The sequence below is a fragment of the Agrobacterium sp. lyk4-40-TYG-31 genome (genome assembly GCF_030209855.1).
GTDB lineage: Bacteria > Pseudomonadota > Alphaproteobacteria > Rhizobiales > Rhizobiaceae > Agrobacterium > Agrobacterium vaccinii.
Genome location: NZ_JARVRE010000002.1, coordinates 416,901 through 430,944 on the forward strand (window position 1 = coordinate 416,901; position 14,044 = coordinate 430,944).

The 14,044-nt window shown below is 56.1% G+C and carries 13 protein-coding genes; 8 read left to right on the top strand and 5 right to left on the bottom strand.

Annotation, left to right across the window (positions count from 1 at the left end; all coding sequences use genetic code 11):
• Positions 1-9: 9 nt before the first annotated feature.
• Together QRN55_RS02640 and QRN55_RS02645 are read left to right on the top strand one after the other, a co-directional pair.
• Positions 10-393, top strand: coding sequence for a VOC family protein (locus QRN55_RS02640; protein ID WP_284774579.1), 384 nt, complete (start codon positions 10-12; stop codon positions 391-393).
• Entirely contained in the window at positions 390-2,414 is a 2,025-nt protein-coding gene (locus QRN55_RS02645) for an SUMF1/EgtB/PvdO family nonheme iron enzyme (RefSeq protein WP_284774581.1), read from the top strand. Before QRN55_RS02640 ends, QRN55_RS02645 begins: the two co-directional genes overlap by 4 nt.
• 579 nt (positions 2,415-2,993) lie before the next feature.
• Here the strand turns inward: QRN55_RS02645 and QRN55_RS02650 are convergent.
• From QRN55_RS02650 to QRN55_RS02665, 4 genes are read right to left on the bottom strand one after another with little or no spacing between them, the layout of a single operon-like run.
• Positions 2,994-3,470 (bottom strand): ureidoglycolate lyase, encoded by a 477-nt coding sequence (locus QRN55_RS02650; RefSeq protein ID WP_284774583.1) that lies wholly within the window; start codon positions 3,468-3,470, stop codon positions 2,994-2,996.
• A complete protein-coding gene (locus QRN55_RS02655) occupies positions 3,467-4,513 on the bottom strand; it encodes an L-idonate 5-dehydrogenase (RefSeq protein ID WP_284774588.1) in 1,047 nt (348 codons plus the stop codon). The genes QRN55_RS02650 and QRN55_RS02655 overlap by 4 nt, the downstream gene beginning before the upstream one ends.
• A gap of 37 nt (positions 4,514-4,550) precedes the next feature.
• Positions 4,551-5,318 carry an SDR family oxidoreductase gene (locus tag QRN55_RS02660; protein WP_111839335.1) on the bottom strand — a complete coding sequence of 256 codons (768 nt, stop codon included), beginning with the start codon at positions 5,316-5,318 and terminating at the stop codon, positions 4,551-4,553.
• Positions 5,319-5,326: 8 nt separating this feature from the next.
• Complete coding sequence (locus QRN55_RS02665; RefSeq protein WP_233123658.1) at positions 5,327-6,526, bottom strand: mandelate racemase/muconate lactonizing enzyme family protein; 1,200 nt, start codon at positions 6,524-6,526, stop codon at positions 5,327-5,329.
• Between the two features lie 156 nt (positions 6,527-6,682).
• Between QRN55_RS02665 and QRN55_RS02670 the strand changes: the two genes are divergently transcribed.
• The 6 genes from QRN55_RS02670 (at position 6,683) to QRN55_RS02695 (ending at position 11,453) form a co-directional block, all read left to right on the top strand.
• A complete protein-coding gene (locus tag QRN55_RS02670; RefSeq protein WP_284774592.1) occupies positions 6,683-7,450 on the top strand; it encodes a GntR family transcriptional regulator in 768 nt (255 codons plus the stop codon).
• Positions 7,447-8,433: a 2-hydroxyacid dehydrogenase gene (locus QRN55_RS02675; protein WP_284774593.1), complete on the top strand. Its 987-nt coding sequence runs from the start codon at positions 7,447-7,449 to the stop codon at positions 8,431-8,433. The genes QRN55_RS02670 and QRN55_RS02675 overlap by 4 nt, the downstream gene beginning before the upstream one ends.
• A gap of 71 nt (positions 8,434-8,504) precedes the next feature.
• Positions 8,505-9,308, top strand: coding sequence for a transporter substrate-binding domain-containing protein (locus tag QRN55_RS02680; protein WP_112500170.1), 804 nt, complete (start codon positions 8,505-8,507; stop codon positions 9,306-9,308).
• 69 nt (positions 9,309-9,377) lie between these two features.
• Positions 9,378-10,088 carry an amino acid ABC transporter permease gene (locus tag QRN55_RS02685; protein ID WP_233123656.1) on the top strand — a complete coding sequence of 237 codons (711 nt, stop codon included), beginning with the start codon at positions 9,378-9,380 and terminating at the stop codon, positions 10,086-10,088.
• On the top strand, positions 10,088-10,741 hold the full coding sequence (locus tag QRN55_RS02690; protein WP_111839330.1) for an amino acid ABC transporter permease: 654 nt from the start codon (positions 10,088-10,090) through the stop codon (positions 10,739-10,741). Before QRN55_RS02685 ends, QRN55_RS02690 begins: the two co-directional genes overlap by 1 nt.
• Positions 10,722-11,453, top strand: coding sequence for an amino acid ABC transporter ATP-binding protein (locus QRN55_RS02695; RefSeq protein WP_284774598.1), 732 nt, complete (start codon positions 10,722-10,724; stop codon positions 11,451-11,453). The genes QRN55_RS02690 and QRN55_RS02695 overlap by 20 nt, the downstream gene beginning before the upstream one ends.
• A 201-nt stretch (positions 11,454-11,654) precedes the next feature.
• Here the strand turns inward: QRN55_RS02695 and QRN55_RS02700 are convergent, their stop codons facing one another.
• Positions 11,655-14,024 carry a phosphoketolase family protein gene (locus QRN55_RS02700; protein ID WP_284774600.1) on the bottom strand — a complete coding sequence of 790 codons (2,370 nt, stop codon included), beginning with the start codon at positions 14,022-14,024 and terminating at the stop codon, positions 11,655-11,657.
• Positions 14,025-14,044 lie beyond the last annotated feature (20 nt).

The window sequence follows — 14,044 nt, forward strand, 5'->3', positions numbered from 1 at the left end:
ACGCACAGAATGAAAAAAGACTATTCGATCACCTTCTTCTATTACGACGATATCCATGCTGTCGTGCCGTTTTATGAAGAGGTTCTGGGCTTCGAACTGGTGCTCGATCAGACAATGGCACGCATCTACCGCATCGCTGAAAACTGCTATTTCGGCATTGTTGATGGCAATCGCGGTCATCTGAAACATCAGGAAAAGAGCGCCGTGCTGCTGACCATCGTCTCTCAAGATGTGGAGGGTTGGCACAAGCGGTTGAGGGAAGCAGGCGCTGCCGGTCAGTCGGAGATGCTGCGTGGAACCTTCTGCGAGCATTTTTTCTTTGAAGATCCCGCAGGTTATGCCATCGAAATCCAGAGATTTCATAACCCAGATGTGGCAAAGCTCTTTCCATGAACAATGAGGACATAGACGCGGCGGACAGCCTGATTTCGCAAGCACGCGAGTTTGGTGCCGCTCAGCTTTTTGCACTGCCGGATGCCTCGATTGTCGATCTGGCGACGGGTTATATTCCGCTGCTCGTCAACTTTACATTTGAGGACAAGGCGGCCAAGGGCCTGCGCAAGCTGACCGATCAGGCAGAACCCGAACCCGCCGTCTATTTCTCGGCGCTGGAAATGGTGCGCGATCATCCAGCACTCCTGCTGACAGGGGAGACTGGAAGCGGCAAGACCACGTTTGCGAAGCATCTGGCGTTCTCACTCGTGCAAGGTGACTTTGCGCCCCGCGCCATTCCGCGCAACGATCTCGGTGCAGTGCATGATGAGCAATGGACCCTGGGCGGTGTTGTGCCGCTCTATCTGACTGTAGACCCGTCAAAAACTTTCGAGGAACTGCTCGCATCTTCCACGGATGTTGCGCTCCATACGGACCGTGGGCTTTTGCTGATCCTCGATGGCATAGAGGCGGCCGGTGACGCAGGGTGTCAGCTGCTTGCCGAAGCGCTGGCGTTCCAGAGCCGCCATCCGGCTGTGAAGCTGCTTGCACTCGGCGAGGTCTCTGTCGTCAAGAGCTGGGCGCTTCCCGCGGGCTATGTGCGCTATGATCTGCTGCCGCTTCTGAAAAGCCAACGTCGGGACACGGCTGTGCGACTGGCGGGCCTCGATCTCGGCGCGACAGGGATTGCTCTTGGCACTGCCGCGGCCAATCCCGCGCAGTTCGTCATGGCCATGCATGGCGGCGATGTGGGTGAGAGCGCCGAGACCATCACCGACAGCTGGCTTGCAAAGATTTCCGGTGGTGCTCAGACCAGCGACCTCTTTTGTGGTCTGGCGTTCGATGCGCTGACAGCCGAGGTGGATGACCCGACCATCATGCCCATCACCCGCGTGCGGCAATTGCTGGCGGCGGTGCATCTGGCATCCAAGCCTGCTGATTTGGCCGTTGAACATTTTCGCAAGAAGCCAGGCCTTTGGGCACCGGTCATGACAAGCCTTGCTGCGCGTCTTTCCGGCAAGAATGAGGCCAGCGCCCTGGTTGAAGCGCTGATAGAAGGCGAGGGTGATGCGGTTCTGCGGGGCGCGTTGCTGGCGGCGGATATGGTGGCGGCCACAGGACCGCTGCGTGACCGCATTGCGGCGCATTTGCTAAAAATCGTCAGCCACGGAGCTCTCTCAGCGCCGGAACGTGAGGCGGCGGGCCGCAGGCTCTCGCTCTGGGGTGACCCGCGCGAACTCGATGCATTGGCAGATGTTACAGGTGGGGAATTCACCTTCGGCTCTCACAGCCATCCCAATTCAGCACCACCTCATCCAGTTATCGTCGACGCCTTTCGTATCGGCCTTTATCCGGTGACCAACAGTGCCTATGGTGCCTTCGTGCGCGACACGAACCGGCTGTGGCGCAGCCCGGACGGGTTTTCGGGCGACCGACGCAGTGCCCCTGCGACCGACCTGACATGGTACGATGCACGAGCCTATTGTGACTGGTTGACGCATCGCTGGCGTGCGCAAGGGCGTATTTCGACAGACGAATTCGTGCGATTGCCGACGGAACCGGAATGGGAGCGTGCCGCGCGCGGTGACCAGCCGGATATAGGGCCGGATGTCCTCAGCTATCCTTGGGGACATGCTTGGATGGACGATGCGGCGAATTCGGAAGAGGCCGGCTTCAATACCACCTGCACGGTTGGCCTGTTTCCGAAAGGGCGTTCTCCCTATGGCTGCTACGATATGGTCGGTCAGGTCTGGGAGTGGTGCACCACGCTGTGGGGCGACGATATGGCAACGCCCGACTTCAAATATCCCTATTCGAACGATGAGCGTGAAGCGGTGGATGCGGCACCGTCAATCCGGCGCGTTCTGCGCGGAGGCTGCTTTTCCAGCGGTAAACTGAAAGCCTGCTGCACATACCGGGGAAGCCTCGAACCGGATGGCTTCTGGCGCGGCAATGGATTTCGGATCGTGGTTTCGCGGTAGCGTTGTTTCATTTTTTCAAAGGTCGTATGGCGGTTCAGCCACAAACTGCCCAGCAAGAGATACTCCTCGCGCATTCGATGGAAGATTCCGGATCGAAGCACATGCAGACGGCCAACCACTATACACCAGAGCCGAAATATCCTGTTCCCCAGGATTAGCGCCCAGCACGCTGTCTATTTCGTCAGAAACATTTTACACCACATGGAAATGCGTCGCGATACGAGCCGGCTTTTGCATGGGTTTGTCCAATCTCGTCTTAGAAAACGTGGCATTCGCCATCCATTTCGACCAGAACCTAGAGCGTTTCCACGTTTTTCTGAATCGGTTTTGGTTCCCAAATCAGTTCTGATGTGATTCACTGATGTTGGCTGGATGGAGGCCAGCATCTGATGACCGCACCGATATCAAATGATATTCGTGAACGTGTTGTCCAAAGCGGCAATTGCGCAGGCCCATTTGTAGCATGTAGAACCAGAATTCGGTCGCGCGATATGGAACGCCCCGGGAGAAGCAGGGCGTAGCTACCCACGCTTATACTTAGAGCATTTCCGCCTCAAGAACTGGGCAGGAGCGAGCTTTCTAAAGAGATAGATCGATACTCACTGGTTCACCAAGTGCGTACAGCACCGTGTCGTCGCCTCGATCCGTTTGTCGCATCGCCATCGCGAACGTCGCTAATGGTGCGCGTGGCGTTATCTTGTGATGCAGGACGCCCCGTCGATAGGTAACGATCTGATCTGGCTGGGCGATGAAGGCTTTGAGCGTTGCCAGGTCCGGTCCTTCGGTTCCCTTCCAGTCACAAACGACGATCAGGGAGGGCGCCATATCCAGTGCCAGGAAAGTCTGCGCCGAAAAAGGGTGAGCCTCCAGTTGCTTGATGAGAATAGTCTTTTGAGGTGATTCGATTTTGACGATTTGAATCACCGGTTTTTGTGCATCTTCCGTCGCATCGAAAGCTCCTTCAATGAGCAGGGAACCTGCCGCCGTCAGACCGGAAACCAATCCATACGGTGCAAATTTTTCCTGCGTCAAGGCTTGGGGCACAATCGAAATCATGGATTGCTCCGCGTGAAATCAAGCTGAACCTTCATGCTGCGTGACCGGTCACTGGCCAAGTCGAAGGCTTCTGTTGCTGATGTAAATGGCAAGGTTGCCGAGATAAGTGGTTTTACATCGATCAGGCCTTTGCCCATCAGATCGACGGCTTCAGCGAATTCGGTGTGGAAACGAAACGTGCCGCGAAGCTGAAGTTCCTTGGTGACGATTGTGTTGACCGGCAACGTCATCTGTCCGCCTAGCCCAAGCTGCACGATCACGCCACCGGGTCGCAACACGTCCAGTGCGGATGCGAGCGCTGCCTGATTGCCCGATGCTTCGAACAGGACGTCGAACGTTCCCTTGTCCTTGTTGTAGGCGTCGAGCGCGGCACCATTTTTGGCGACGTTGATGACCTCATCGGCCCCGATTTTTGTTGCAGTCATAAGCGGCTCGTCGGCTACATCCGTAACGACGATGCGGGCTGCACCGGCGAACCGTGCCACCAGAACGCAGAGTACGCCGATTGGCCCGGCGCCGGTGATCAGCACCTGCTTGCCCAGCAGTGAGCCCGCCTGCTTGGCCGCATGAAGGCAGACTGCCAGAGGTTCAGCCATCGCAGCCTCTCCCATGGACAGGCTGTCGGCAATCGGCACGCATTGCGACGCATCGACCGTTACGGTTTCGCGAAAGCCGCCCTGAACGTGGGGAACGCGCATGGCGCTGCCCATGAAGCGCATATCGAGGCACTGGTTCTGCATGCCTTCAGCACAAAAGCGGCAGTGTCCACAGGCCCGGCTGGGGTTTACGGCGACGCGCATGCCCGGAGCGAGATGCGACACGCCGTCGGCAACTTTGGCCACGACGCCTGCAAACTCATGACCAAGCGCCATCGGATGCAAAACGCGGATCGTTCCGAACCCGCCATGGTGATAATAGTGCAAGTCCGACCCGCAAATGCCGCCTGTTGAAACCTGGACACTTGCCTCGTTCGAAGCCAGTTCCGGTTCGTCCACCTCTTCGACGCGCAGGTCTTTGGCTGCGTGGATGATGATCCCTCGCATGGTTCTATCTCCTCCCGGTACTTAGTTTCTGCCCGTGTCACAGCACCGAAAGCATGCCGCCATCGACATAGATGATCTGGCCGTTGACATAGTCCGATGCCCCTGACGCCAGGTAGACGGCTGTTCCCGCCAGTTCCTCCGGTTTGCCCCAACGTTTCGCAGGCGTGCGGCCTTTCACCCACGCGTCGAATTCAGGATTGTCGATCAGGGCCTGGTTCATATCGGTGATCATATAGCCAGGTCCGATCGCGTTGGCCTGAATGCCGAACTGTGCCCATTCGGCGGCCATGGCCCGGGTCAACATTTTTATGCCGCCCTTGGCAACCGTGTAGGGTGCGACGGTGGCGCGCGCCAACTCGCTGGTGAGGGAGCCGATATTGATGATCTTGCCGCGACCACGCGGTATCATGCGGCGTGCCGCCTCGCGGCCCAACATGAAGGCGCTGGTCAGGTTGGTGTCAATGACCCGTTGCCAGTCTGCCGTTTCCAGATCGACCATTGGTTTGCGGAACTGAATACCGGCATTGTTGACGAGAATATCGATTTCCACGCCCTGTGCGTCGAAATCTGCAAAGGCCGCTTTGATGGCCTCTTCCGAGGTGACATCGAAGACGGAGGCGCTGGCTTCATAGCCGTTTGCCGTGAAATCGGCGACTGTACTGGCGACGCGTTCGCCGTTGGTGCCGTTGATAATGACATGCGCACCGGCAGCAGCAAAGCCTTCCGCCATGGCGCGACCAAGGCCGCGCGAAGAGCCGGTGACGAGCGCGGTGCGCCCCTTGAGATCAAAAAGTGGATTTGTCATGGTGGGCCTCACAAGGTGCTGCGACGGACGCTGAGGTCCGAACGTTCATAGACGGCAGGAAGAAGGTCGACACCCAGTCCCGGACCTTCCATCGGCAGGACATAGCCATTCTCGATCACCGGGACATTGTCCACAAGCTCCTTGTACCATCCGGTATAGAAAGCGCGAACGGATTCCTGGATCAGCGTGTTGGGTTGGCTGAAGGAGGCGTGGATGGCCGCGATGAAACCGACAGGGCCGATGCAGTCATGGGGGGCGAAGGGGCGGTGATAGGTGTCGGCCAGTGCGGCGATCTTGCGGCCCTCCGTCAGGCCGCCGGTCCAGCAGAGATCGGCCATGACGATCTGCATCGCGTCGCGGTCCAGCATGTCCTTGTAGGGAAAGCGCGAACCAAGTGTTTCGCTCGCACAGACCGGAACGGTCGTGGACCGCGCAAATTCGCTGAGTGCCTGCGGCGAGTTCATGCGGATAGGATCTTCGTACCATGTCGGCTGGTATTGCTCCAATACACGGGCGATCTTGATGGCGGTGGGCAGGTTCCACAGTGAGTGGAATTCGACCATGATCTCTATTTTATCGCCCACCGCTTTGCGGATTTTCTCGAAGGGCTCGACGGCCTTCTTCATCTGCTCAGGCGTGATGTGCACGCCGTGGTTCTCAATGGCGGCCGGATCAAATGGCCAGATTTTCATGGCGGTGATGCCGCTTTCCAGTAGGCTTTCGGCCACAGCGTCGGCGCGGTTCATGAACCCGTCGAGGTCTTCGTAAGGACCGTTCGCATCGCCGAGGTTCCAGGTGGAAACCGGCTTGATGTTGTGGGATCGTACATATTTGTAGCCAGCACATGTGTTGTAGACACGCTGTTTGTCGCGGCACAGACCGCCCAACATCTGATGGACGGGCTGATCACAAACTTTGCCGAAGATATCCCAAAGGCCAATGTCGATCGCCGACGTTGCACGGGACTCCGCACCGGTCGATGCCTGCGCCATGGGAAGATTGGTCATCTCCCTGTGCAGCGCTTCGATGTGCAGCGGGTTTTTGCCCAGCAGGCGCATCGCCAGCGTATCATGGATATGCGCTTCAACGGCACCCGCACCGTAAAATGTCTCCCCAAGCCCGATGATCCCTGCGTCCGTGTGAACGCGGACCCATAGGACATTGGAAAACTCTTCGGTTTTCAGTGTCTCGATCTGTGTGATTTTCACGGTGTCTCTCCTACCCAACGCGATGCCGGCCCTCTTGCCTGTCGCACCTCTCCCTTGGATGCAGACAATAATCATGCTTGTAATATTTCACAACATGTTTTAAACATTTTTGCAGATGAGCGGAATGAGCTCTGTCGTGACGGGAGGAGATCGTTCATGGCGAAAAAACGTACGGTTCCATCCTTGGTGAAGGAGGGCGAAATTTCGCCGCGGCGCAACCGCGTCAATTTCTTTGAGCTTGCTTACCAGCGCATCGAGGAAATGCTGATCAAATGCGAGCTGAAGCCTGGCCAGTCTTTGACCGTGCAGGAGTTGCAGGACTTGACCGGTCTGGGTCGCACCCCGGTTCACAACGCCGTCAATCGTCTTGCTGCAGATACGCTTTTCACGATCGTTCCCCGTCATGGTCTGAAGGTTGCCCCGATTGATCTTGCGCGGGAGCGGATGCTTTTACAGCTGCGCGGCGATATGGAGCGTTTCGTCGTCAAGCTGGCAATCGAGCGTGCCAGCCTGTCGCATCGCAATCAGATGCTGCATATCGCGCGGGCACTGAAGGCGAAACGCGACGAGATCACTCTGGCGGACTTCAATGATATCGACCGGCGGATCGATCAGATTCTGCTGGCGGCAGCAAGCGAGCCTTTCCTCGAGCACACGCTGCGTCCGCTTCACACGATCTTTCGACGCATAGGCTTCATCCATCACACCCACTGCTCGGTGCAGATCGATCTGACGCCCACCATCGATTGCCATCTCGCCGTACTCAGCGCTGTCGCCAACCGGCATATGGATGCGGCGGTCTCGGCTTCGAACCAGCTCATCGCCTTCGTGGACTCGATGTTCAATACGATGGAGTCGGGTCTGGACCCACGGCTGCTGGATTGCAGCATCGAGCCAATTTTTAGAATTCCGGGGAGGGAATGACAATGCAACGCATCGTGTTTCACGGTGAAAATGCCGCCTGCTTCAGCCATGGTTTTGCTGATCTGGCGCCGAAAGACGCGCAGATCATCCTGTTGCCGGATGTGCTGGAAACAGACGAGCAGAAGAAGGCCTATGCCACCGCCGATGTGATCGTCGGCGTCAAATTCGATGCCACCCTGCCGCAGCCCGAAAACCTGTCTCTGTTCCATGTGCCGGGCGCTGGATATGACGCCGTCAATTTGGACTTACTGCCTGCAGGCGCCATGGTGTGCAACTGTTTCGGCCATGACCCGGCGATTGCGGAATATGTCTTCGCCGCTATCCTCAACCGTCACGTTCCACTTGACGATGCCGATACCAAATTGCGTCAGGGCAATTGGGTCTATTCATCCGGCTCGCGAGACCGTCTCCATGATGAAGTCTGTGGCAAGACGATCGGGCTGCTTGGCTTTGGCCACATCGGTCAGGCCCTCGCCCGGCGCGCCAAGGCGTTCGGTATGAAGGTCAGCGTCGCTAATCGTAGCCCCGTTGCAAAATCCGAGGTGGTGGACCAGTCCTTCACGCTGAATGAACTGGCCGACTTCTGGCCGACGGCTGACTACATCGTGGTATCGGTGCCGATGACGCCATCAACCACCGGTATCGTCAATGCCGACTCCTTCAGCAAAATGAAGGCCGATGGTGTCATTTTCAACGTTGGGCGCGGCCCGACAATCGATGAGCAAGCGCTTTACGATGCGCTGAATGAAGGAAAGATCGGCGGGGCGGTGATCGACACTTGGTACACCTATCCAGGTCCCGGCAAACCGACACAGCTGCCGTCCAGCCTGCCATTTCACACGTTGAAAAACCTGATCATGACGCCGCACATGTCGGGATGGACCCATGGGACGGTACGCCGGCGCCAGCAAACGATCGCAGACAATATCGCGCATCGCCTGGCAGGCGCGCCCTGCATCAACATCGTCAGAAAGGACAGCTGACGACATCCGACGGGGAGGCCGGATTCGACAGGACGACAAGACCGTAAGCTCAATCAACAAGGGAGAGAGTGATGAGCATTTCCAAATCATTTAAACTGGCCGGTGCCATGGTCGCAATCTGCGCCAGTATGCTGACGGCCACCGTAACCTACGCGCAAAGCGTCGATGAAATCGTCAAACGAGGCAAGGTCAAGATCGGCGTGCTTGTGGGCGCTCCTCCTTTCGGGTCGGTAGACGCCATGGGCAATGCCATCGGTTACGATGCCGATGTCGCGACCCTCGTCGGCAAATATATGGGTGTGCCTGTCGAGATGGTGCAACTGACGCCGCCATCGCGTATTCCAGCGCTGGAAGCACGCAAGGTCGATTTTCTGGTCGCAACGCTGGCCAAAACGCCGGAACGTGAAAAGGCCGTCACCTTCACCAATCCCTACAGCGCGTTTCAGGTCGGCATTTATGCCAGCAAGGACGAGCAAATCACCGACTGGTCGGGCCTGAAGGGCATGATGGTCGGCGTCAACCGCGGCTCCAGCGTCGAACATCAACTGGTTGATCGCGAGCGTGAGCTTGGCCTTACGGTTTTACGTTTCGATGATGATGCGACGACGATGCAGGCTTTATTCTCGCATCAGGTCAAGGCTGTTGCCAGTCCTGAAGCACAATCCAATGCTGCGATGAAGGCGCGCGGCGAAACTACCATTGAAGCGAAGTTCTTTTTCTCCATGCAGCCCAATTCAATGGCTGTTCGAAAGGACGCTGTTGAGCTTCAGCAATGGCTCAACGGCACTATTGAGAAGATGAAATCCAGCGGGGAACTGGACGCGATCTCCAAAAAATGGGTCGGATCGCCGCTCCCGAAGCTGCCGACTTACTAGGGCGACTTTGGTGCCGCTTCGGCGGCACCAAGCTTGCTATGACGAGCGGCTAGATCAAGGACACAGATCATGAGTTTCACACTTCAGTTCGAACCCGTGTTGGCTGAAACCGACCTGATCCTGAACGGGATCAAGCTCACTATCCTACTTTCCGCCGGTGCGATCATTCTGGGAACGGCGCTGGCTATTCTGCTCGTCGGGTTGCGCAGCCTTGCCGGTGGCATCGTTGCCTTTTGTGTTGACGCTTATGTCGAGCTTCTCCGCAACACGCCGTTTCTGGTACAGCTGTTCATGATATTTTTCGGTCTTCCGCTCCTGGGCTTGCGAATGTCGGGTATCGAGGCGGGGCTGCTTGCTATGACGCTGAACCTCTCGGCCTATTCGACCGAAATCATCCGGGCAGGTGTCGATTCCACACACAAATCTCAGCTTGAGGCAGGCCTGTCACTGGCGCTCAGCAGGCTTCAAGTGTTCCGTTACATCATACTGAAACCAGCGTTCGCCAAGGTCTGGCCAGCACTGTCCAGTCAGTTCGTACTGATGCTTTTGGCCTCCAGTATTTGCTCTTTTATTTCCGTGCCAGAACTTTCCGGTTCCGCTGCCATCGTTGAGCAGCGCACGTTCCGCAGCTTCGAAAGCTACATCATCGTAACCATTGCCTATCTGGTCATTGCGCTGACGTTGAAGCTCGGTTTGATCGGGTTGGGTCACGTTCTCTTTGGTAAGCGTGTCAAGCCTGATGTCACTCCCGCAATCGCCAGCAAAGGGAGTGCCGCCTGATGACCTCTTTCGGTTGGCCTGAATTTCTTTTCCTGCTGCGCTCGGCTGGGTGGACCGTTGTTTTGACAGCGATCGCCTTCAGCATCGGCGCTGCTTTCGGTGGCGCTATCGCCATCATGCGTCTGGCGCAAAACGGGGTTCTGCGTGCCATTGGCATCGGCTATATTTTGGTCATCCAGTCCATTCCGGTCCTGATGATCCTGTTCATGTCCTATTACGGCCTGACGTTGATCGGCTTTGATATCCCACCTCTGTTGGCGGCGTCTGCGTCGCTGGCGATCTATGTTTCGGCCTATCTGGCAGAGATTTGGCGTGGATCGATCCAGGCGGTGCCGTTTCAGCAGTGGGAAGCCTCGGCCTCCCTGGCGCTGACCCGCGCTCAGCAATATCGCTACATCATCCTGCCGCAGGCCTTGAGAATATCGCTGCCGCCAACGGTGGGTTTTCTGGTGCAATTGGTCAAGAACACATCGATCGTCTCGGTCGTCGGTTTTATCGAATTGTCGCGCGCTGGCCAGTTGATCAACAACGCCACCTTTGAACCGTTTAAGGTCTTCATGGTGGTTGCGCTCATCTACTTCTTCATCTGCTTTCCTCTGTCGCGCCTAAGCCGTTATCTTGAAAGGGTTCTCCATGTCGGTCGTAGCCATTGATCATGTTCACAAGCGCTATGGCGCGCTTGAAGTTCTCAAAGGCGTCTCGATGCGTGTCGAAACCGGGCAGGTCGTGGCACTCATCGGCCGCAGCGGGTCCGGTAAAAGCACCATGTTGCGTTGCATTAACGGGCTGGAGGCATTCCAGTCGGGAAGCATTCACGCGGCTGGTCATAAGGTAGAGCAGGATCAAGCCAAGCTCCGGGCGTTGCGCAAGGATGTCGGTATCGTCTTTCAGAGCTATAATCTGTTTCCCCACCTGACAGTTGGCGAAAACATCATGCTCTCCCCACGTATTACTCAGGGGGTGTCGAAGCCTGATGCAGATGATTTGGCTCGAAAGGCACTAGAGCGCGTCGGGCTTGCCGATAAGTTCTCAGTCTATCCGGAAATGCTTTCGGGTGGCCAGCAGCAGCGTGTGGCCATAGCAAGGTCGCTGGCAATGCGACCGAAAGTGATGCTGTTCGATGAGGTAACGTCGGCTCTGGACCCTGAACTGACGGGTGAGGTTCTTCTCGTGATCGAAGAACTTGCCCGTGAGGGCATGACCATGTTGCTGGTAACACATGAAATGAATTTCGCCCGTAGCGTCGCCAATATCACCGTCTTCATGCATCAGGGCAAGATTTGGGAAGCCGGTCCGTCTGCAGAACTCTTCGCAAATCCAAAGACGCCAGAGCTTCAGGCATTTCTATCGAACGGTGTGAAATAAGGGTGTGAGTTTCGACATGAGACGGAGTAAACAGCGCTGATTTGGTCTGAGGCGCGGTCGATACTTGTCTCCATAGATGATATAAACCATCAGAAATACGTGGGTTGTGCCGACTCCGTTACACTCTTCTAAATAACCGGGGCGACAATACGGACCCAAGCAGGTCGCGTTTCAATTAATAGATCGATGGTTCGTATCCGCTCAAGAGCTCCAGACCCAATTTTTAATCTCCGGCAGATCGTCAAAATGCTCGCGGATGTAATCGTTATGTGTTGCGAGGGTGTTTGTGCAGTACGCAAGCAGGCTCGCACCGTCGATCAGCATTTTTGGAACGTACCGCAATACGTCCAAGCAAAGATGTAGACGGCTGATCCTGTTCAGAACAACCATGTCGAACGGCGTGGTTGTTGTTCCTTCTTCAAGGTAGCCGCGCACATGGAACCGGTCGTGCGCTTCACGTCCGTGCAAGAGATCATGGATGACCCCCGGATAACCATGAAAGGTGAAGACCACAGGTGCAGTTGTCGTGAAAATTTCTGCAAATTCGATATCCCCCATTCCATGGGGATGGCGATCCGCGGGACATAGCCGCATCAGGTCGACGACGTTGACAATACGGACTTTCAAACCCGGAGCATATTTACGAAGCAACCAGGCTGCAGCAATTGTTTCTTGGGTTGGGATGTCTCCTGCGCAGGCCATTACAACGTCCGGCTCATCTGGTTCGTTGCTGTACATGTCCCAGATGCCAGCACCTCTTTCACAATGCTCACGGGCCTCTTCCATCGTCAGCCACTGCAACTGCGGCTGCTTGTCGATGACGATAAGATTGAGATAATTGCGGCTTCGAAAACAGTGGTCAGCGACGGAGAGAAGGCAATTTGCATCCGGCGGCAAATAAACGCGGGCGACTGCTGGTTTGCGATGGATGATGGTATCGATAAAGCCTGGTCCCTGGTGGCTGAAGCCATTGTGATCATTGCGCCAGCAGGTCGATGTCAGGAGATAATTGAGTGACGGGATATCGGCCCGCCACGGGACGTGTTTAGCATGTTCCATCCACTTGCCGTGTTGCATCGACATGGAATCGACGATCATGGCAAAGGCTTCGTAGGTGGCAAAAAGGCCATGCCGGCCAGTGAGCGTGTATCCTTCAAGCCATCCGTGACAGCAGTGCTCGCTCAAAACTTCCATAACACGACCATCATGCGAGACGTGATCATCTGCCGGAAGTATGTCGCTGACCAAGCAGCGATCGCTGACTTCAAAAATTGCTCCGAGCCGGTTGGAATTGGTTTCGTCAGGGCAAAACAAGCGAAAGTTATGCGGGTTGTTGACATAGATATCCCCGAGATATTCTCCCAGCACTGCTGTCGAGCCCATGCGCTCACGGGCTCGATGCTCGAAATTAACAGCGTAAGAATTGAAGTCCGGGAGATTGAGAGGCTTTGTCAACTTGCCGCCGTTTGCATTCGGATTTGACCCCATCCTCAACTCCCCGGCGGGCGATAGATCGGCGTATTCTGCACGGAATGTTCCATTGTCATCGAACAGCTCTTCCGGTTTGTAGCTGCGCATCCAATCTTCGAGAATGGTCAGATGCTCAGGGTTCGTCAGAACCTCAGATACAGGCACCTGATGGGCTCGAAACGTGCCTTCGATCGGGATGCCATCAACGACCTTCGGCCCCGTCCAACCTTTTGGCGTCCGCAGTACAATCATCGGCCAACGCGGCCTGTTGTTGGAAATGCCGCCACGAGCCGATGACTGTATCGAACGGATTTTTGAGACAGCACGTTCAACCACAGCGGCAAAAAGCTGGTGCATGACCTCTGGTACGTCACCCTCGACAAAATAGGGCTCGTAGCCTTGGCCCTCAAAGAACTTGCGCAAGTCTTCATCGCTATGGCGTGCAAGGACTGTAGGGCCAGCGATTTTGTATCCGTTGAGGTGCAGGATCGGAAGGACTGCTCCATCGCGCGCGGCGTTGATGAAGTCGATGCTTTTCCAGCTCCCAGCCAAAGGTCCCGTTTCCGCTTCACCATCGCCAACGACGGCAACAACAAGGAGATGTGGATTGTCCATAATGGCTCCGAATGCGTGGACCAAGACATAACCGAGTTCCCCGCCCTCATGGATCGAGCCTGGCGTGGGAACACTGACATGGCTAGGAATTCCGCCAGGCGTCGAGAACTGGCGAAACAGACGCCGGAGCCCTACCTCGTCCTGCGTCACGTCAGGATAAAACTCCGTGTAACTACCCTCAAGGTAAACATTTGCGATGAGTGCAGGGCCACCATGACCGGGGCCAGCCATGTAAATTGTGTTGAGGTCGAATTTCTTGATAAGACGATTCATATGAGCGTAAATCAAATTCAGGCCGGGAGAGGTGCCCCAGTGCCCCAGCAGTCTTGGCTTAATGTGTTCGACCTGCAGCGGTTCACGCAATAGAGGATTGGCAGATAGATAAATCTGACCGACATTCAAATAGTTAGCCGCCCGCCACCACGCGTCGATCTTGTGAAGTTCTTCACTATCGAGAGGCTTTTCGGTGTGACTGAGATGATCCATAATCGCTCCTGTGGCATTGG